At 63.0% G+C, this 19,120-nt stretch carries 15 protein-coding genes; 7 read left to right on the top strand and 8 right to left on the bottom strand.

The annotated features are described in order from the left end of the window. Positions 1 to 36: 36 nt before the first annotated feature. Positions 37 to 627 carry a BPSL1445 family SYLF domain-containing lipoprotein gene (locus tag DSC91_RS03130; RefSeq protein ID WP_115776784.1) on the top strand — a complete coding sequence of 197 codons (591 nt, stop codon included), beginning with the start codon at positions 37 to 39 and terminating at the stop codon, positions 625 to 627. Positions 628 to 715: 88 nt separating this feature from the next. On the opposite strand, the gene DSC91_RS03125 is transcribed toward DSC91_RS03130, so the two are convergent. Beyond that, entirely contained in the window at positions 716 to 1,255 is a 540-nt protein-coding gene (locus tag DSC91_RS03125) for a YbaK/EbsC family protein (protein WP_115776783.1), read from the bottom strand. A gap of 208 nt (positions 1,256 to 1,463) precedes the next feature. Here DSC91_RS03125 and DSC91_RS03120 point away from each other — a divergent pair, with 208 nt between their 5' ends. Together DSC91_RS03120 and DSC91_RS03115 are read left to right on the top strand one after the other, a co-directional pair. Further along, a complete protein-coding gene (locus tag DSC91_RS03120) occupies positions 1,464 to 2,774 on the top strand; it encodes a YihY/virulence factor BrkB family protein (RefSeq protein WP_115776782.1) in 1,311 nt (436 codons plus the stop codon). Between the two features lie 531 nt (positions 2,775 to 3,305). After that, on the top strand, positions 3,306 to 4,505 hold the full coding sequence (locus tag DSC91_RS03115; protein WP_115776781.1) for a porin: 1,200 nt from the start codon (positions 3,306 to 3,308) through the stop codon (positions 4,503 to 4,505). Between the two features lie 296 nt (positions 4,506 to 4,801). On the opposite strand, the gene DSC91_RS03110 is transcribed toward DSC91_RS03115, so the two are convergent. From DSC91_RS03110 to DSC91_RS03075, 7 genes are all read right to left on the bottom strand, one after another. After that, complete coding sequence (locus DSC91_RS03110; protein ID WP_115776780.1) at positions 4,802 to 5,674, bottom strand: proteasome-type protease; 873 nt, start codon at positions 5,672 to 5,674, stop codon at positions 4,802 to 4,804. 230 nt (positions 5,675 to 5,904) lie between these two features. Continuing rightward, positions 5,905 to 6,732: a transglutaminase family protein gene (locus DSC91_RS03105; RefSeq protein WP_115776779.1), complete on the bottom strand. Its 828-nt coding sequence runs from the start codon at positions 6,730 to 6,732 to the stop codon at positions 5,905 to 5,907. A 13-nt stretch (positions 6,733 to 6,745) separates the two neighbouring features. Then, entirely contained in the window at positions 6,746 to 7,696 is a 951-nt protein-coding gene (locus DSC91_RS03100; RefSeq protein ID WP_115776778.1) for an alpha-E domain-containing protein, read from the bottom strand. A gap of 194 nt (positions 7,697 to 7,890) precedes the next feature. After that, positions 7,891 to 9,300, bottom strand: a complete 1,410-nt coding sequence (locus tag DSC91_RS03095; RefSeq protein ID WP_115779664.1) for a circularly permuted type 2 ATP-grasp protein — start codon at positions 9,298 to 9,300, stop codon at positions 7,891 to 7,893. A gap of 462 nt (positions 9,301 to 9,762) precedes the next feature. Next, positions 9,763 to 10,215: an HU family DNA-binding protein gene (locus tag DSC91_RS03090; protein ID WP_115776777.1), complete on the bottom strand. Its 453-nt coding sequence runs from the start codon at positions 10,213 to 10,215 to the stop codon at positions 9,763 to 9,765. 511 nt (positions 10,216 to 10,726) lie between these two features. Further along, positions 10,727 to 12,205 carry a MocR-like pyridoxine biosynthesis transcription factor PdxR gene (gene pdxR, locus DSC91_RS03080; protein WP_115776775.1) on the bottom strand — a complete coding sequence of 493 codons (1,479 nt, stop codon included), beginning with the start codon at positions 12,203 to 12,205 and terminating at the stop codon, positions 10,727 to 10,729. Positions 12,206 to 12,365: 160 nt separating this feature from the next. Then, positions 12,366 to 13,907 (bottom strand): peptide MFS transporter, encoded by a 1,542-nt coding sequence (locus DSC91_RS03075; RefSeq protein ID WP_115779663.1) that lies wholly within the window; start codon positions 13,905 to 13,907, stop codon positions 12,366 to 12,368. A 968-nt stretch (positions 13,908 to 14,875) separates the two neighbouring features. Between DSC91_RS03075 and DSC91_RS03070 the strand changes: the two genes are divergently transcribed. The 4 genes from DSC91_RS03070 to DSC91_RS03055 all read left to right on the top strand — a co-directional run bounded on the left by DSC91_RS03070 (position 14,876) and on the right by DSC91_RS03055 (position 19,119). Then, positions 14,876 to 15,448, top strand: coding sequence for a cupin domain-containing protein (locus tag DSC91_RS03070; RefSeq protein ID WP_115776774.1), 573 nt, complete (start codon positions 14,876 to 14,878; stop codon positions 15,446 to 15,448). A 181-nt stretch (positions 15,449 to 15,629) separates the two neighbouring features. Next, positions 15,630 to 17,246 carry a peptide ABC transporter substrate-binding protein gene (locus DSC91_RS03065; RefSeq protein WP_115776773.1) on the top strand — a complete coding sequence of 539 codons (1,617 nt, stop codon included), beginning with the start codon at positions 15,630 to 15,632 and terminating at the stop codon, positions 17,244 to 17,246. Positions 17,247 to 17,262: 16 nt separating this feature from the next. Continuing rightward, a complete protein-coding gene (locus tag DSC91_RS03060; RefSeq protein WP_115776772.1) occupies positions 17,263 to 18,201 on the top strand; it encodes an ABC transporter permease subunit in 939 nt (312 codons plus the stop codon). Between the two features lie 3 nt (positions 18,202 to 18,204). Further along, a complete protein-coding gene (locus DSC91_RS03055; RefSeq protein ID WP_115776771.1) occupies positions 18,205 to 19,119 on the top strand; it encodes an ABC transporter permease in 915 nt (304 codons plus the stop codon). Position 19,120 lies beyond the last annotated feature (1 nt).

The following is a 19,120-nucleotide window of genomic DNA, read 5'->3' as shown; positions in this document are numbered from 1 at the left end:
AAAACGCAACCTTCATTACGCACAAGGAGAACGATTATGCGCAGACGACAATTCATCATGACCACGAGCGCCGCTTTGGCCACGGCGGGTCTTGGCCTCGCCGGCTGCACGACCACCTCGCCATCCTCGAGCGCGTCTCCCTCGGCGAACGCCGGCAAGCGCGACACGATCAACGCCGGCGTCGATTCCACCTTGTCACGCCTTTACGCGAACGTCGCCGGCTCGCGTGAACTGGTCGCGAAGGCGCGCGGCGTGCTCGTGTTCCCGTCGGTGATTTCGGCGGGCTTCTGGATTGGCGGGCAATACGGCGAAGGCGCGTTGCGTGTGGCTGGAAGCACAACCGGCTACTACAGCACCGTTGCGGGTTCGTTCGGTTTGCAGATCGGCGCTCAGTCCAAAGCGTTGATTTTCCTGTTCATGACACAAGAAGCACTCAACACATTCCTCAGCAGCCAGGGATGGGCGGCAGGCGCCGATGCAACGGTCGCCGTGCTGAAGGTCGGCGCGAACGGCGCGGTCGATACGTCGACCGCCACCAGCCCGGTCGAAGCTTTTGTGCTGACGAACGGCGGCCTGATGGCCGGTATCTCGCTCGAAGGAACCAAGGTCTCCCGTCTGATCATCTGAGCGAACGCTCGCCGGCGTGCAGCGAGGCGCTGTCAGGCGAGCGGCTGCGTGACGCCTCCATTCGGCGGCGTCACGCACGCCGCAACCCTTACTCGGCCGGCAGCGCAAGCGAAGCAACTTCACAGCGCGGCCACTGCTGCAGCACCTCGGGCGCCAACAACAACTTGGCCGCCCGCACCCCTGCGCCCATCACGATCTGAGCGCGCTCCATGACCGCCGCGTCGACGAGAATGCGCCAGTCTTCCGGCAGGCCGAAGGCCGTGATTCCGCCGAACTCCATGCCGCTGTGCTCCACGGCGGCCTCCCGTTTGGCGAACGAAAGGCGCTGCGCACCCAACGCCGCCTTCACGGCGCCATTGATGTCCAGACGCAGCGAGCCCAGCGAGACCAGCGCCGCGTAATGCTCGGCGCCCTCCTTCCTGTAGCGGACTACGATGGTGTTGGCGCAGTCCTCCAAGCCGAAACCGTAACGCGCGCTGAATTCAGCGGTGTCCGAAGCGTCGTCGCTAACAGCAAATACGGTCACGCCCTGGGCCGGCAGATTCCCGACGACATGCGCGGGCAAATGCGCGCTCAATTGTTCCGCGGGGATGACATCCAGTTGCTTGACGAGTTCGTGCGAGTGCATAGCGATAAAAGTGTGAAGGTCCAGCGGCATTCTAACGGCACAGACGCTTGCGGCGTGTCACACGCACGTGCATGAAGCGCTTGTTATAGTGACAGGCACAGGGTTTGTGAAAGACGTCGATGCGAAGGCGGTAAAGGCCGCATCGAGGCGACCTCAATGGCACGCACACGGCGCATCGCGCGCCAGTCTCCCCGTGAGAAGAACGACCATGGACATCGACACGCTTTCCGCCGAAAACCTCCAACTGGTAGCGCGCAAGCAGGCCAATTGGGCAATCGGCGCATTCAGGCAGTTCGCCGACGACCGCTGCGCAGCCATGGCCGCCAGCATCGCCTTCTATGCGGCCTTCTCGCTCGCGCCCACGCTGGTCATGGTGATTGCCGTGGCAGGCTGGTTCTTCGGCGACGCGGCCGCGCGCGGCGAGCTGTTCACCCACATCCACGGCCTGCTTGGCGACCAGGCCGCCGCGGGCGTGCAGACCATCGTCGAGAACGCGCATCACAGCGGCAGCGCCGGCGGCATCGCGGCAATCATCTCGTTCACGATGCTGGCGATCGGCGCCTCGGCCACCTTCTCGTCGCTCAATAGCGCACTCAATCTGGTGTGGCCGTATACCGGGCCGCGCTCGTCGAGCGTGATCGCGTTGGTGCGCGTGCGCCTGATTTCGTTCGGCCTGGTGCTCGGCGTCGCCTTTCTGCTGATCGTCTCGCTGGTGCTCGATACGGTCATTACGTTCATCGGCAAATGGCTGTGGGGCAACTCACCATATGTGGCGATCGGCAATCTGCTGCAACTCGCAGTCGGCCTGCTGGTGCTGGCCTTCGCCTTTGCCGGCCTGCTGAAGTTTCTGCCGGATGCCAAGGTGCAGTGGCGCGATGCGCTCGTCGGCGGGATTGTCGCAGCGGTGCTGTTCTCGGCCGGCAAGAAACTGTTCGCGCTGTATATCGCGCACGCCGGGATGGCGAGCTCGTTCGGCGCGGCCGGTTCGCTGGCCGTGCTGCTGATGTGGCTGTACTTCTCGGCGGCCGTGCTCCTGCTCGGCGCGGAGTTTTCGGCAGCGCGCGGGCGCATGCACGATCCGCGCGGCGGATGGGGCATGCAGGAAAACTCGCCGCCCGGCAGCCGCGCCAAGCTTGCCTCGGTGCTGGCGGCATCGACGGTATCGAAAGGATCGGCCGATGCGCCGCCTCGCACGGAAGACCACGCAGCCGGTGCAGAGGGACTGGCGCCTGCAACTGGAACAGCGGCGCGCGCCGCAGCAGCGCCGGCATCGGCTTTGCCGCAGGTGGAACCGCGAAGAAAGACTTCAGCGCGGGAGACCGCGGTCAAGATCGGCCGCACTGTCGTGCTTGCCGAAGCACAAGCGACGCGCGCCGCCGCGGTTACGCTGGCCGAAGCGGGCCGCACGGCCGTCGCCACCGATCGCTATGTCAGACGGCATCCGTGGACCTCGGTGCTGTTTGCGGCAGCGGCTGGACTGGCGGCCGCGGCCGTCGCGCGCCGCAACGGGGGACGGTAACGACCGTGGCGAATCAAGACTGAAGCGGGCGCCTTCACCCCGACACAGCCAGAAGAGCGTGCCCCGACGCGGGCATCACGGCGGCGGACCATGGCAGCGGGCCGAAACCGCCTGCCACGACGGCAAAGCGCAACGTCAGATCTCGACCGGAAGTTGCACTCGCAACGGTTGCGTCTGCTCACAACGCCGAAATCCTGTCTAGCACTTCAGTCAAGCGGGACACGGTTCCGGTTTTTATATGGACGCTCCAAAGCGGTAAGGAAAGCTAGACGACTAGATTACAAACGCCATTCAAACAAGTGTCTAAATCGCAGCTACCGAAGCCTTCACTGTCAACAAAACAACAATAATGCGAAGTCAACCAACTAATATTGCTGAAATAGCAACAATCGTTAACGGGCTTTAAATACAAGGCTTTGCGTCGTTTGTCGGTTTTTGGAGACACTCTTTTTTTTCCAGTTCTTGCCCATTGAGGCCGTGAGCTATTCTCCTTTCCGCAACAACAAACTAATCATCTGCGTGGAGAAATGGATGAAACGAATCGCCCTGTCTACCCTCTCGCTGGCGCTTCTTGGCGTCACCGGCATGGCACACGCTCAAAGCAGCGTCACCCTCTATGGCTTGATCGACGACTCGGTCCAGTACATTCACAACACCGTTGATGCCAACGGCAAGAACGCCAACTCGGTGGGCCTCGCTGCAGGCAATCTGCAGGGCAGCCGCTGGGGCCTGAAGGGTACGGAAGACCTGGGCGGCGGCCTGAAGACGATTTTCCAATTGGAAAGCGGCTTCAACCCGAACAACGGCAAGATGGGCAGCTACAACGGCACGAGCGCACTGTTCGGCCGTCAAGCTTATGTTGGTCTGACGGGCGACTCGTGGGGTACCGCGACGATCGGCCGTCAATATGACCCGGTGGTCGACCTGGTTCAGCCGCTGACGGGCGACAACTACTTCGGCTCCACCTTCACCACGCCGGGCGACGTCGACAACAACGACAACTCCTCGCGCACGAGCAGCGCGATCAAGTACACCTCGCCGGTGTGGAGCGGCTTCCAGTTCGAAGGCATGTACGCACTCGGCGGCGTGGCGGGTCAAACGGGTTCGGGCCAAACGTGGTCGGCTGCAGCAACCTATGCAACGGGTCCGTTCAGCATCGCAGCAGGCTACTTCCTGGCAGACAACAATTCGTCGGCAACGTCGCGCAAGGTCAACTCGGCAACGGGCGCTTCGTGGAGCAGCACGTCGGACGGCACGTTTGACGGTTCGCTGATCAACAACACGTACTCGTCGGCCAAGTCGATCGGTATCGCTCAAGTTGCAGTGCAATACGTCGCGGGTCCGTTCACGGTCGCAGCGCGTTACAGCAATGCACAGTACAAGCCGGACGGCGCATCGACGGGCTTCACGTCGAGCGAGAAGTTCAACGTTGGCGGCGCGTACCTTGGCTATCAGGCAACGCCGGCACTGCTGTTGGGCCTCGGCTACATCTACACGAAGGCAAGCGGCGATACGTCGGCGACGTATCACCAGGTTTCGCTGGGTGGGGATTACTCGATCTCGAAGCGCACCGACTTCTACCTGGTTGGCGCCTACCAGCACGCAAGCGGCAACCAACGTGCTGCAGACGGTTCGCTGGTGACGGCGACGGCTTCGGTCGGTTCGTACGGCGCATCGTCGGCTTCGAGCTCGCAAGAAATCCTGAGCCTGGGTATCCGCCACAAGTTCTAATCGAACTTGACGGACTGCTGAAGCTACAGGCAGCTGAAGACCAGCCACAGGCGCAAGCCTGTGGCTGGTTTTTTTTCGCCTCCTGATTTTGGTGCTCGCGGCGAGGACAGGCCCGTCCGGGTCACGCCGCACGTGGATGAACGAGCATGCACCGCGGGTTCAGCGTGACCCGCACAACGGGAACGCACAACAGGGACCCACAAAAGAAAAAAGCCGCCGGCAAGCCCTTAACAGGCTCGCGACGACCTTGGTGTGATGCTCCCGGCCCGCAGGCCTGTATCTCTACGCCGGACGCCCTAGCGCCGCTGCGCCTTGCCCTTCTCCGCCTGCGCCAACGTCTGCGCCGGCTTCGCATCGAGCTCATGCTCCAGGCCATCCGCCCCCACCGGCGCGCGATGCAGCACCAGCGCCCGCTCGCGCTGCAGCAGCGGCACATCGGGCGAATCCTGCCAGTCCGGATCGGGAATCTCGCCGAACACCTGACGCAGCCGCTCGCCCCACGTGCGGTGAATCATCTCGAAGTACGTATTGTCGTGGTCGATCGAGACGAAGCGCGTGACCTGCAGCGAATCCTTCTCGTACACCAGCAGATCCAGCGGCAGCCCGACCGAAAGATTCGAACGCAGCGTCGAGTCCATCGAAATCAGCGCGCACTTGGCCGCTTCGTCAAGCGGCGTGGACGGCGTCAGCACACGGTCGATGATCGGCTTGCCGTACTTGGCCTCGCCGATCTGGAAATACGGGTTCACAGCCGACGCTTCGATGAAATTGCCCGCCGCGTAGATCATGAACAGGCGCGGCCGGTTGCCCGCGATCTGGCCACCGAGAATGAAGCTGCAATTGAATTCGACGCCGAATTCCTGCAGTGCCTCCGCTTCGCGCTGATGCACGCTGCGTACCGCGTGGCCAATCACGCGGGCCGCGTCGGCCATGGTGGGCGCGTTCCAGAGCGTGGGCTGCGAAGGATCGGCAGGCTCGGACAGCTCGTGCAGCACCGCTTGCGTCAGCGACAGATTGCCGGCGCCCAGCAGCACGAGCATGCGTTCGCCCGGCTGCTCGAACACCGACATCTTGCGCGCGGTGCTGATGTGATCGACGCCCGCATTGGTGCGCGTGTCCGACAGGAACACGAGCCCGTCGTCGACGGACATCGCTACACAGTAAGTCATAAGGAAAAGTACCCGCAAAAAAACGACAGAACGGCGCTATTGTAATGCGGCGCGCACGCGCATTACCCGGTTTTACGGCCGCCGGGCGCCTATTCTGAACAGCTCTGCGGGCTAACGCTCACTTAAACGCTTCGCCGGTTGCCGGCAAGCCGCCCTGCAATGGGCCGCCAAGCCGCCCCTCTGCCGGCCTGGCGCGGCCCTGACGCCCTGCTGCCCAGCCGTCGCCGCCACTATTGCGGCTGCTGCGCGCTGACCGTGACGGATACCTTCAGCTCTTCCTCCAGCCCGCCGATCCGCCGGCCGCGCACCGGCGCGGCGGCTTCGTAGTCGCGCGCCACGGCCAGCCGGCAGTAGATTTCGCTGGCAAACGCGGCGTGTGTGACGTCGACGGAAATCCAGCCCTTGCCGTCCAGCCACACGTCGACCCATGCGTGGCTCGCGCCGTGCTCTCCCCCAAGGGGACCTCCTTCGGAGCGACCCTCGCCGGGTTCGATGTAGCCGCTCACGTAGCGCGCCGGAATGCCTCGCACGCGGCAGCAGGCCAGCATCAGGTGCGCATGGTCCTGGCACACGCCGTTGCCGAGCGCGAGCGCCTGGGCGGCCGTGCTGGTGACTTCAGCGGTGCCGGGGTTGTACTTCACGCGCTGCACGATCTGTTCGGACAACGCGATCAGATTGCCGGACGTAGCGAGGCTCGGCACCGATCCGGCCAGCTCGCGGATTGCCGCGTCGGCCTCGGTGAGACGCGTCGAGCAGGTGAAATGCTCCAGCGGAATCGGGCCCACTGCGTCGGGCAAGTGGCCATCCTTCAGCGGAATCGTGTCCACTTCGCCCGCGACATGCAGACGAATCTCGCCATGCGGCTTGTTGATCACGAGCGTATGCAGCACATTGCCGTAGGCGTCGAAGGTAGCGTCGAGCTTGCCGGGCGCATCGATGCTCCAGCGCCGCACCACCTGCGAGGCGCCGCTTGCCGGTGTCAGACGCAGTTGCTGGATCGAATAATGGACAGTCGCTTCATAGCGATAGGACGTGTCGTGGCGGATCGTCAGGTACATAAAAAGAACTCCGTCAGGCAACTGGCAGCATCAGATAGGTACGCGCAACCAGATTGCCGAGCTCGAACACGCGAGCAAGGAACTGTGTCAGATAGGCGTGCAGGCCGGTTTCGAAAATCTGCCGGATGTCGGAATACACCAGTTCGGCGCGCAGCTTGCCGGCAAACCGCTCGCACTGGTTCGAGCCCGGCGTGCGCAGCATCGCGAGATTCGCGCAGACGCCTTCGAGCGAAGCGAGCAGCGAGCGCGGCATCTGCTGGTTCAGGATCATCAGTTCGACGACCCGCGCCGGCGTGACGACATCGCGATACACCTTGCGATAAATCTCCAGCGCCGACACCGAACTGAGAATCGAGGTCCAGTAGTAAAAGTCTTCGAGCTGGCGCGCGGCATCGCGTGAATTCGGCTCGACATCGGCAAAGCGCACGTCGAGAATCCGCGCGGTGTTGTCGGCGCGTTCGAGGAACGTGCCGAGCTGCGTGAAGAAGAACGCGTCGTCCTGCAACGCCGTGCCGATCGTCACGCCGCGTGACAGATGCGAGCGGAACTTCACCCACTCGAATAGCGCGCCCGGATTGCTCACCGCCTGGCCGGACTGGCTCCGCTCGTTGAATTCGAGCCAGGTGTCGTTGATGGTTTCCCACCATTCGGTCGTCAAGGTGCCGCGCACGGCGCGGGCGTTTTCACGCGCGGCCTGCAGGCATGAGTGAATGCTCGACGGATTGGTCGCGTCGGCCACCATGAAATCGAGCACATGTTCGCGAGTCGGCTCGTCGTAGCGCTGCGCAAAGGCGCTTTCGAGTTCGGAAATGCGCAGCACCGAGCGTTGCGCGCGCGCCTCCTGGTCGGGCGTTTGCGGCAACAGCAGCGCCTTCAGGTTGATGTCGAGCATGCGGGCGGTGTTCTCCGCGCGCTCCATGTAGCGTGCCATCCAGAAGAGGTGATCGGCGGTTCGGCTTAGCATGACGGCGTTCCGTATCAGATGACGCGAGGCTCTGGCAAAAGTAAAAGGCCTCGCGCTGGTTATCCGTGTGCGCCGGCGGCGGTTTGATTCGTCTGCCGGTGCGTTGGGCTGCGGTCGCGGTTGCCTGCATCGCTACAGGAATGACTGCGTAAGCGGTTACCTGAGCAATCGCGGCGATCGCATTGGCAACCGCGTCAGTCGACCATCCACGTATCTTTGGTCCCGCCTCCCTGCGACGAATTGACGACGAGCGAGCCCTCCTGCAACGCCACGCGCGTGAGACCGCCCGCGCACATCGTCACGCTCTTGCCGGACAGCACGAAGGGGCGCAAGTCGATATGGCGCGGCGCGATGCCGGATTCGACAAAGGTCGGACACGCGGAGAGCGCGAGCGTGGGCTGCGCGATATAACCCGCGGGCCGCGCAATCAGGCGCTCACGGAACGATTCGATTTCGGCTTTCGTCGACGCCGGTCCCACCAGCATCCCGTAGCCGCCCGCGCCGTGCACTTCCTTCACGACCAGCTCGGACAGATGCGCGAGCGTGTACGCGAGATCGTCGGGCTTGCGGCACTGGAACGTGGGCACATTGTTGAGGATCGGCTTCTCGCCGAGGTAAAACTCGATCATTTCCGGCACGTACGGGTAGATCGATTTGTCGTCGGCGATGCCGGTGCCCATGGCGTTCGCCAGCGCCACACGTCCGGCGCGATACGCAGTCAACAGACCCGGCACGCCCAGCGCCGAATCGGCGCGGAAGGCGAGCGGATCGAGAAAATCGTCGTCGACGCGGCGGTAGATCACGTCGACTCGCTTCGGTCCCTGCGTGGTGCGCATGAACACATAGTTGTCGTCGACGAACAGATCCTTGCCTTCCACCAGTTCGACGCCCATCTGTTGCGCGAGGAAGGTGTGCTCGAAATACGCGGAGTTGTACATGCCCGGCGTGAGCACCACCACGACCGGATCGTCGACGCCTTCGGGCGCGACCGAGCGCAGTGTGTCGAGCAGCAGATCGGGATAATGCGCGACCGGCGCAATGCGGTTCTGCACGAACAGCTCAGGGAAAAGCCGCATCATCATCTTGCGGTTTTCCAGCATATAGGAGACGCCCGACGGCACCCGCAGGTTGTCTTCGAGCACGTAGAACTCGCCCTCGTCGCCGGCCCGCACCACGTCGACGCCGGCGATATGCGCGTAAACACCGAGCGGCACGTTGACGCCCTGCATTTCAGGCCGGTATTGCGCGTTGGTATAGACCTGGTCGGCCGGAACGATACCGGCGCGGACAATGTTGCGATCGTGATAGACGTCGTGGATAAACAGATTGAGCGCCTGCACCCGCTGACGCAGACCGGCCTCCAGTGTCTGCCATTCGCTGCGCGGAATGATGCGCGGAATCAGATCGAAAGGAATCAGCCGCTCGGTGCCGGACAAATCGCCGTTCACCGCGAAAGTGATGCCGACCCGGCGGAACAGCAGGTCGGCTTCCGCACGCTTGCGTGCGATCGCCTCATTGCCCTGCTTCACCAGCCACCGCTCAAAACGCGCGTAGTGTGGCCGCACGGCATCGTCATGATGACGCATCTCGTCATAGCATCGCATGTCACGCCCCGCTCTTGTTGTCGGATAGAAGGCGAATGCGCTGCGCATTCGGTGTTCGACAATCGTTCAAGCAAGCGCTATGCCATTGAGCTTTTCGCGTGCTCAACGCAGCGCATGCACGCAAAGAGCGCATCCCGACCGGCATGGCCTCGCTGTCATCGTACTGCGGCGGCCCATGATGCGCTAGTACGGTGCACAAACGGCACCGCGGCGGGCGGCGGGCGGCGGCGAGTTCGCCAGGACCACGGCGGGCACGCATAAAAAAATCCCCGAGGATTCTCATCCTCGGGGATTCGGACAACTCGCACTGCGGGTCGGCTCAAACGTTAACCACGGCTAAAGCGCACGACTAAAGCGCACGGTTAAAAACACACCGTTAAAAACGCCTGGCTAAAAACGCGCGGTCAGAAGCACATGGCTAAAAGACCACCGTTAAAAACCGTGGCAACGCGTGATGCACGATCAGCTTGCTGCTGCGTCTTTCAGCTTCTTCAGCGGACGTGCCTTGATGCGCACGCTAGCCGGCTTGGCCGGGAACCAACGCTCTTCGCCCGAGAACGGGTCTTTGCCGAAGCGCTTCTTCTTCGCCGGCACAGCTTGCACGACGATTTTCAGAAGACCCGACAGCGTGAATTCGCCAGCGCCCTTCTTGTGCACAGCGCCGAGGATCGTGTCTTCGAGCGCGGCCAGAACAGCCTTGGCGGTCTTCGGTTCCACAGCGGCGCGTTCAGCGACGTGTGCAGCCAGCGAGGCCTTCGTGAAGGTGTCCTTGATCGGCGACGGAGCGCTGGACGCCTTCACGGCGACCTTCTTAGCTGCGACGGCTTTCTTCGCAGGGACTTTCTTTGCAGCAACCTTCTTGGTCGGTACCGGGGCAGCAGCCTTCTTGGCCACCTTTTTTGCGGAAGTCGGCATGTTTCTCCTACCTGTAGTGGTCAGTAAATTGCACGAAGCGCACACGGTATGCGCACGCTTCAACGCCGGATTCTACAAGCGCTAATACGATTTGCGCGACTCTTTTGTGTATAACAGCGAAGGTTTGTTGCGCGGCGCAGACTGCGCAACACATTTTGATCCTTGTTTTAGCGGGTAAACGTGCGTCGACAGGTATCGGACGGGTCTGCAACACGAACACGTAACGTGCGTTACAAGCCATTTCGATGCTTGAAAAACGGCACTTTCGGCGCCGGACGATCGTCGTCGGATCGCGGCTCGATGGCAAAACCATGGGTCGCCGACGCGCTCGCCACGCCGATTCACGCGGCGGAAAAAACACGCCCCCTGCAGCGAAAGTCTCTGCAGGGGGCGGCTAACGTTATTTTGCGACAGAAAATCGCCGACCGTTTCGCCTCACGATCATGGCCGGCCGACGTGCTTCCGATCGTGCTCGCTCTCCTGGTTTTGAATGTGTGCTGGCCTGGGATCGTCAGCGGACGAGGCGCGGCATGACGTCGGCGAGTCTCGTCAGCGCCGCGTCGATATGTTCGACAGCGATGCTGCCGTAGCCGAACATCAAGCCGGGCTGCGGCTTCGCGCGCCGATAAAACGGCGCGAGTCCATACAAACCGATCGACGCCTCACGCGCGGCGCTCACCAGCGCCTCCTCGGTCAACGGCGCCCTCAGCCGCGTCGCCATATGGATACCGGCAGCCGGCACGATCGGGTCGAACCAGGGGGCGAGCTCGCCCTGCAGATGTTTCAGCAGCATCGCGCGGCGCTCCGCATAGGTCTTGTGCATGCGCCGCAGATGTTTGGCGAAGTCGCCATTGAGCATGAAGTTCGCGAGCGCGGTTTGCGTGAGCGTGCAGCCGTGACAGTCGGCGATCTGGCGGGCCTTGAGAAGCGGACTATAAAGGGAGGCCGGCGGCACCACATAGCCGACCCGCAGCTCCGGAAAAATCGTCTTCGAAAACGTGCCCACGTAAGCGACCAGACCGGCGCGGTCGAGACTTTTCAGCGGCTCCATCGGCCGGCCTTCGAAGCGGTACTCGCAGTCGTAATCGTCCTCGATGATCACGGCGCCGCGTTTCTGCGCCCATTCGAGCAACTCGACACGCCGCTCCAGACTCATCGCCATGCCGAGCGGGAACTGATGCGAGGGCGTCACGTAGACGAGCCGCGCCTTGTCCGGAAGCTTGCTCACGATCAGGCCTTCGGCGTCTACCGGCACCGGCACCACGCGTGCGCCCGTAGCCGTGAAGCACGCCTGAACCGGTGGATAGCCGGGGTCTTCGAGCGCGGCGATTTCGCCGGGCCGCAAGGTGATGCGCGCGATCAGATCGAGCGCGTGCTGCGCGCCTTGCGTGACGATCACATCGTCCCAGTTGCTCGCGACCGCCCGGTTGAACGCCAGGTAGCGCGAAATCGCGAGGCGCAACTCCTGCTCGCCGGCCACCTCGCGATACGTGCCGGGACCGCGCGCCTGCACACGCAATGCGTGGTTCACGCAACGGCGCCAGACGTCGAAGGGGAACAGCGATTTGTCGGTCGCGCCACCGACGAAATCGTGCGGCGAGGCCACCGTGGGCCGCGGCAATGGCAGCGTCTCGGGCATCTGCTCCCACAGCGGCTGCGCGCGCGCCGCCGCTTTCTGCTTTGCCTTCACCCGCTCGCGTGCCGACTCCCCGGCCAGTGCATGCGATGAGCGCCCCACCGGCAGCCGCTCCAGACCATCGGCGACGAAGGTGCCCGAACCGGCGCGGGCGCTCAGAAAGCCTTCGGAGAGCAAGCGTTCGAATGCGTCGAGCGTGGTTTTGCGCGAAACGCCCAACTGCGTGGCGAGATCGCGCGTGGAAGGCAAGCGCGTACCGCCTGCGAGGCGCCCTTCGAGTATGCCGGCACGCAGCTGGCGGTAGATCTGTCCGGACAGATCGTGACGGCCGTCGACCGCGATATGGATGTCCATCCGAGTGGTTACCTAAAATATCCGGGGGAATGGTTATTCCGAAAGACCAACGCCGACCGTAAGCTTACCTCCGTCGCCGCCATCGGAGCGGGCATAAAATGCAAAATGGCGCGCCTCTGTAATACGAGGCGCGCCATTTTTGTTGTGCCACCAGGAGCGATTACTCCGTCGCCACCCCGTTCAATGCAGCGGCTTCCCGCGCGTTTTCACGCGCTTCGTCGCTGCAGCGCTGATGTTCACGCGAGAGCTTGCGCATCATCGGCAACAGCAGCACGGCAACCAGCGCCCCCACTGCCGCGAGCCAGCCCAGGCCCGTAAACAGCTTGGTGTACAGCGGCAACGATTCGAGCGGGTCCATATCGCCCGCCGGCATCTGCGCGAAATTCGCGACCACGCTGCCCAGATACTGCGACACGCCGGTTGCCACGAAGTAAGCGCCCATCATGAAGCCGCTCATCCGCGCCGGCACGTAGCGCGCGATCATCGCGAGACCGAGCCCGCTCACCAGCAATTCGCCGAGCGAATACAAGCCGTAGCCGCCCACCATGAACCACGACGAGACGCGCCCGTTCACCGCGTAGTTGCCGCTCGCCGCATACACGAAGAAACCGGCCGCCACCACCGCGAAGCCGAACGCGTATTTGACCGCCACCGGCACGTCCTTGCCGCTCTTCGCAAGCTTCGTATAGAGCAGTGCGAGCACCGGGCTCAGCAACATGATCCAGATGGGATTGAGCGCCTGGAACTGCGCGGCGCTCCACGTGAACAGCGTCTCGCCGAACAGCATGAAGCGCGGATCGACGTTGCGCAGCGCGAACAGCGTGAGCGACGTCGACATCTGCACATAGAACACGAAGAACAGGATCACCTGCGCGGTCAGAATCAGCGCGGCAACCAGACCCGAGCGTTCCGAGCGTTCGCACTTCACCAGCATGTAGCCGAAGATCGCCAGAATCGCCACGCCCGCCGTGTACACGCAGGCCACCGCGATCGCCTTGTGCTGCAGCACGAACATCGTGACCGTGCCGAGCACGATCCCGCCCAGCGCGACCGCGCCGACGCGCTTCCAGCGGATCGGCGCGGCGTCCGGCGCGGAGCCGATATGCGCGAGCGTGCGAAACATAATGAAGTAGTTCAGCACCGACAGCAGCATGCCCGCGCAGCAGACCGCGAATGCCGTGTGCCAGCCCCAATGATCCTTGATCCACGGCGTCGCGAGCATCGACGCCGTCGAGCCGATGTTGACCGCCATGTAGTAGATCGTGAATGCGCTGTCGATGCGCGCGTCGTCACCTTCATAAATGCGGCGCACGAGGTTCGCGGCGTTCGCCTTGAACAGCCCGTTGCCCACCACGATCACGCCGAGCGACGCGTACATGTAGCTCAATTGCTCGTTGGGCAGCGCCAGCATGAAATAGCCGGCCGCCAGCACGCCGGCGCCGAAGATCATCGTGCGGCGCGCGCCGAGAATCTTGTCGCCGATCCAGCCGCCGATCGACGGCGATGCGTACACCAGCGCCGTGAACGCGCCCCACGTGAGGGTGGCGTGGCTGTCGGTGAAGTGCAGTTTGTCGATCATGAACAGGACCAGCAGCGCGGCCATCCCGTAGTAGCCAAAGCGCTCCCACATCTCGATCAGAAAGACCGTCGAGAACGAACGGGTCTGCGAGACCGGTGCGCCGCGCGGATTGGATGAATTCATCATGTACCTCTTGTTCTTACGGTTGCAGCGGCGCGTAGACCGGCCACGCGCCGCGAAAAACTGGATCTGGGACAACGGTCGACGGAGCACGCACGACGCACACACGCATCGGCATGTGCCTGGTCAGCGGCATTTCGTCTACACGTTCGCGTGCGCGCTCATTTGCAAACCAGGCTGCAAAGCGAGGCGCGTGCATCAGCGGAAAAACCAGGGGATAGGATGGAGGCCCGCCACGCGGGACGCCCCGAAGGAAGCGCTCTTGGGGAGCGCTGCGCCACATCGGGCTCGGGGTCCGGCAAGTTCCGGCAAGCGGAACGGGCTCAATGATAAAGCATGGTGCGGAACCGCCATCCGGCGGACGGCGAGCGGCGGATGGCGGCCGCGCCGGGCGGCGAGCACGAAACCCGCGGCGGGAAAAATCGGCAGTGATAGTCATATCCTCATGCCGGCCAGCGTTCTGATGGAACGCGCCGAACAATGCTCCGCCGCGCAGGATCGCTGCGCGCGGAATGAAAAACGGCGGCCGGCGTCGCGTCCGATACGAACGCGTGCGCCCATCCGCCAAGCGGGGCAGATTCTGCAAACAGAAGCCCGGCCCGTCACTCAGGGAATTCACTGATGCCAGCCCAATTACCTGCTCTTACATGCCATATGGCTTCGTTGCGCAGTCGCGTGTGACTGAAAATAGTCTTTGATGTCATGCCTTTAACGTCTCCTGATACTCAACCTGCACCAATCCGGATACCTTGTGCATACAGAATTCTTTACCGCATTCGCCTTCAGTTTCTGGCCGATCACCGGTCAAAACGGCTGATGAGAATTTCGGTTCTGGCAACATAGAGCGTTGTCTCGAAAATGCGGCCCCTTGCACGACCGGGCGCTGAACGGCCCGCCACCCCGGCCTGGACCGCAATCAAACCATATTTACTTATATCAAACAAATTTTGACGGGCTAATTTCCTCCTGCTATGGTCACGACAATTCAAAAGACGAATCCGGCACTCGAACTCGGCAGTAAGATCCGCGCGCTGCGGCAACGGCTCAAGCGCACGCTGGACGACACGGCAACCGCGGCAGGCATTTCCAAGCCGTTTCTGTCGCAAGTCGAACGGGGGCTGGCGTCACCGTCCATCACTTCGCTGGCCGGGATTGCCCACGCACTCGGGGTGACGGTGCAGTATTTCGTCGACACGCCAAGCGAAGAACGCTCGGTGTGCCGCGGCGATCAGTTGAAGTTTTTCGGTTTTGCGGACTCGGCCAATCTGTTTGCACGGCTGACCAATCTGACGGGCGGCCGTCAGCTCGAAGCGATCCTCGTGAGGATGCCGCCCGGGCAGAAACGCTCCGAAGTGACCACGCATGCCGGGGAAGAGTTTGTTTATGTGATCGACGGCGAAGTGTCGTTGACGCTGGAAGGCAAGACGTTCGTGTTGCATGCGGGAGACAGCGCGCATTACGAATCGACGGTGCCGCACAGCTGGGTGAATACCGCGCGCAAGGAATCGGTAGTCGTCTGGGTGGGCACACCGAGACTGTTCTAAGAAGCGGGCGCCTTTTCCGGTTGATCCGGCCAGGGTTTGCCTGCATTACGAAATGTAAGGAATCCTGCATGCCGCGCAACAAGCACGGGCAACAAGGGCCGCCCCGGCCCGAGCACCGCGGATAACCGGGCGCTCTGGCGCCAGCGCGTTCCTCTCTCGACTTTTCCTGCGATCTCAACCGATGAAAACCCCGCTCGCCTACGCGACGGCGCTGACCGCGCTCGTCCTTACGTTTCAGCCCTCCGCCTTCGCCGTCACGGTGCCCGCCGGTGTCACGCTTGCTGCCAGCCAGGAGATGACCCGCCAGGTCCCGTCCGAAACCGAGTCGCTCGACCCCGCGCATATCGAGTCCTGGACCGGCGACACGATCGCACTCGACATGTTCGAAGGTCTGACGCGAATCGACGCGGCCGGCGCGATCGTGCCGGGCGTCGCGCAATCGTGGACGCGCACCGGTCCGACTACGTGGGTTTTCAAGCTGCGTCACGACGCACGCTGGAGCAACGGCCAGCCAGTCACGGCGGCTGATTTCGTCTATGCATGGCAACGCGTGCTCGATCCGAAGACAGGTTCGAAATACACGATACTGCTCGAGTTCGTGAAGAACGCCAAGGCGATCCTCGCCGGCAAGGCGCCGCTCTCGAGCCTCGCTGTGCGCGCCGTCGATCCGTACACGCTCGAAGTCACCACCGAAGTGCCCGCCGCCTTCTTCCCGCAACTGACCGCCATGCCGGCCATGGTCCCGGTCAATCGTGAGACCGTCGCCAAATTCGGCGCCGACTGGACCCGGCCTGGCAACTTCGTCGGTAACGGCCCGTATGTGCTGACCGACTGGCAGCCGAGCAACCGCCTGGTCGCATCCAAAAGCAGCACATACTGGAACGCCGCCAAGGTCGTGATCACGAAAGTGACCTATTTGCCGATCGAAAACGACGAAACGGCAATGCGCATGTACCAGGCCGGCCAGTTCGACTACACCTATTCGATTCCGTCCGGCATCTACGCGCAAGTCAGCAGGCAGTTCGGCTCCGAACTGAAAACCGGCCTGCAGATCGCCACTTATTACTACAGCCTGAACAACGACGACCCGGCGTTCAAGGACAAGCGCGTGCGCCAGGCGCTGGCGATGGTGCTGGACCGCGACCTGCTGACCAAGCGCCTGACGGCCGACGGCGAAGTGCCGATGTACGGCCTGATCGCCAAGGGCACGGAAGGCGCGAACGTCTTCACGCCTGAGTGGGCAAGCTGGCCGATGGCGAAGCGTGTCGACTACGCGCGCAATCTTCTGAAAGCCGCCGGCTATTCGGACGCGAAGCCGCTGACGTTCACGCTCACCTACAACACCAACGACCTGCACAAGAAGGTCGCGCTGTTTGCCACCTCGGAATGGCGCACCAAGCTCGGCGTGACCGCAAGGCTCGAAAACGTCGAATACAAGGTACTGCTCAAGCAACGCCACGACGGCAAGGTGCAGGCCTCGCGCGACGGCTGGTTTGTCGACTACAACGACGCCAACTCGTTTTTCGACCTGATACGCTGCAACAGCGTGCAGAACGATCAGCGCTACTGCAACCCGCAGGTCGACAAGCTGGTCGACGAAGGCAACCAGCAGCTCGACGACGCGAAGCGCACCGCCCTGCTCACGCAGGCGCACGATCTGGCCATGAACGACTACCCGCTGGTGTCGCTCTTCCAGTACTCGGCGGACCGGCTGGTCAAGCCGTATGTCGGCGGCTACACGTCGACCAATTACGTCGACCAGCGCGCCACGCAAGACATGTATCTGATCAAGCACTAAGCGCGGGAGCACCGTCATGCTGGCTTACACGCTGCGCCGCACGCTCTGGGCGATCCCGACGATTCTCGCCGTGATCACCGCGTGCTATCTGCTGCTGCACCTCACCCCGGGCGGGCCGTTCGACACGGAGAAACACCTGTCGGCGGCCGTGCTCGCGAACCTCAACGCCAAGTATCACCTCGACGAACCGCTGTGGCTGCAGTACCTCCACTATCTCGGCTCGTTACTGCACGGCGATCTCGGTCCGTCGTTCCGTTACGCCGACTGGTCGGTCAACGACCTGGTGTGGAAGGCGTTGCCGGTGAGCCTCGGGGTGGGCGGCGTGTCGGTGCCGATCGCGCTGGTGATCGGCGTCACGCTCGGCACGCTCGCCGCAGTGCGACGAGACCGCTTCATCGATCACTTCGTGATGGTGCTCGGCAATATCGGCAACGTGGTGCCGCCGTTCGTGCTCGGGCCGGTGCTGGTGTGGGTCTTCGCGATCCTGCTGAAGACTTCCGAAGGCCACGGCTGGCTGCCGGCCGGCGGTTGGGGCGAAGGCGAGTGGCGCTATCGCGTCCTGCCGATCGTGCTGCTCGTCATCATCAACGTCGCCGGGATCGCGCGCGTGATGCGCGGCAGCATGATCGAAGTGCTGTCGGGCAACTTCATCCGCACCGCGCGCGCCAAGGGTCTGCCGGGCCGCACGATCGTGTTGCGCCACGCGATGAAGCCCGCGCTGATGCCCGTCGTGTCGCTGCTTGGCTCGATCTGTATCTCGTCGATCACCGCGGCCGTGGTCACCGAATCGGTGTTCGCGCTGCCGGGTCTCGGCCAGCTGGTCGTCAACGGCGCGATCAATCGCGACTACACCCTCGTGCTCGGCCTCGTCGTGCTGACGACCGCCGTCGCCGTGCTGTTCAATCTGCTGGTCGACCTCGCGTATGCATGGCTCGATCCGCGCATCCGGTACTGATCCATGGCCCGCTCATTCCAAACGACTGCCGCGGCGCTCGATCCGCTTGCGGCCATTGCCAACGCACCGCGTTCGCGCGGCCCGCTCGCCACGGCTGCCGCGCGCTTCGTGCGCAACCGCGCGGCCTTCACTGGCTTTGTCGTCTTGCTGCTGATCGTGATTGCCTGCGTGGCCGGTCCGTGGTTCCTGCCGAACAACCCGATCGACAGCGACTGGAGCGCGATCAGCCTCGCGCCGACGCTGCAAAACATGCACTGGTTCGGCACCGACGAACTCGGCCGCGACCTGCTCGCGCGCACGCTGCAAGGCGGGCGCGTGTCGCTGGAAGTCGGCCTGCTCGGCACGCTGGTGTCGGGGCTGATCGGCGTTGCGTACGGCGCCACCGCCGGCTATCTGGGTGGCCGCGTCGACGCGGTGATGATGCGTGTCGTCGACATGATGTACGCGATCCCCTACATGCTGATCGCCATCCTGATGATGACGCTGTTCGGCCGCGCGTTCTATCTGGTCGTGCTTACCATCAGCGCGTTCTCGTGGCTCGACATGGCGCGCGTGGTGCGTGGCCAGACGCTGTCGCTGCGCTCGCGCGAATTCATCGACGCCGCCCGTGCCATCGGCGTGAGTTCGCGTTCGATCATCGCGCGCCACATCGTGCCGAATCTGTTCGGCGTGGTGGTGGTGTACGCGAGCGTGACGGTGCCGAATATCGTGCTGACCGAATCGGTGCTGTCGTTCCTCGGCCTCGGCGTGCAGGAACCCATGACGAGCTGGGGCGTGCTGATCCAGGACGGCGCGCAGAAACTCGATTCGATGCCCTGGCTGCTGTTGTGCCCGGCCGTGATGCTGTGCATCGCACTGTATTCCGTGAATTTCGTCGGCGATGGTTTGCGCGACGCGTTCGACCCGAAGGACCGCTGAC

Source organism: Paraburkholderia caffeinilytica (assembly GCF_003368325.1).
Taxonomy (GTDB): Bacteria; Pseudomonadota; Gammaproteobacteria; order Burkholderiales; family Burkholderiaceae; genus Paraburkholderia; species Paraburkholderia caffeinilytica.
This window is presented reverse-complemented; position numbering and strand designations above follow the sequence as displayed.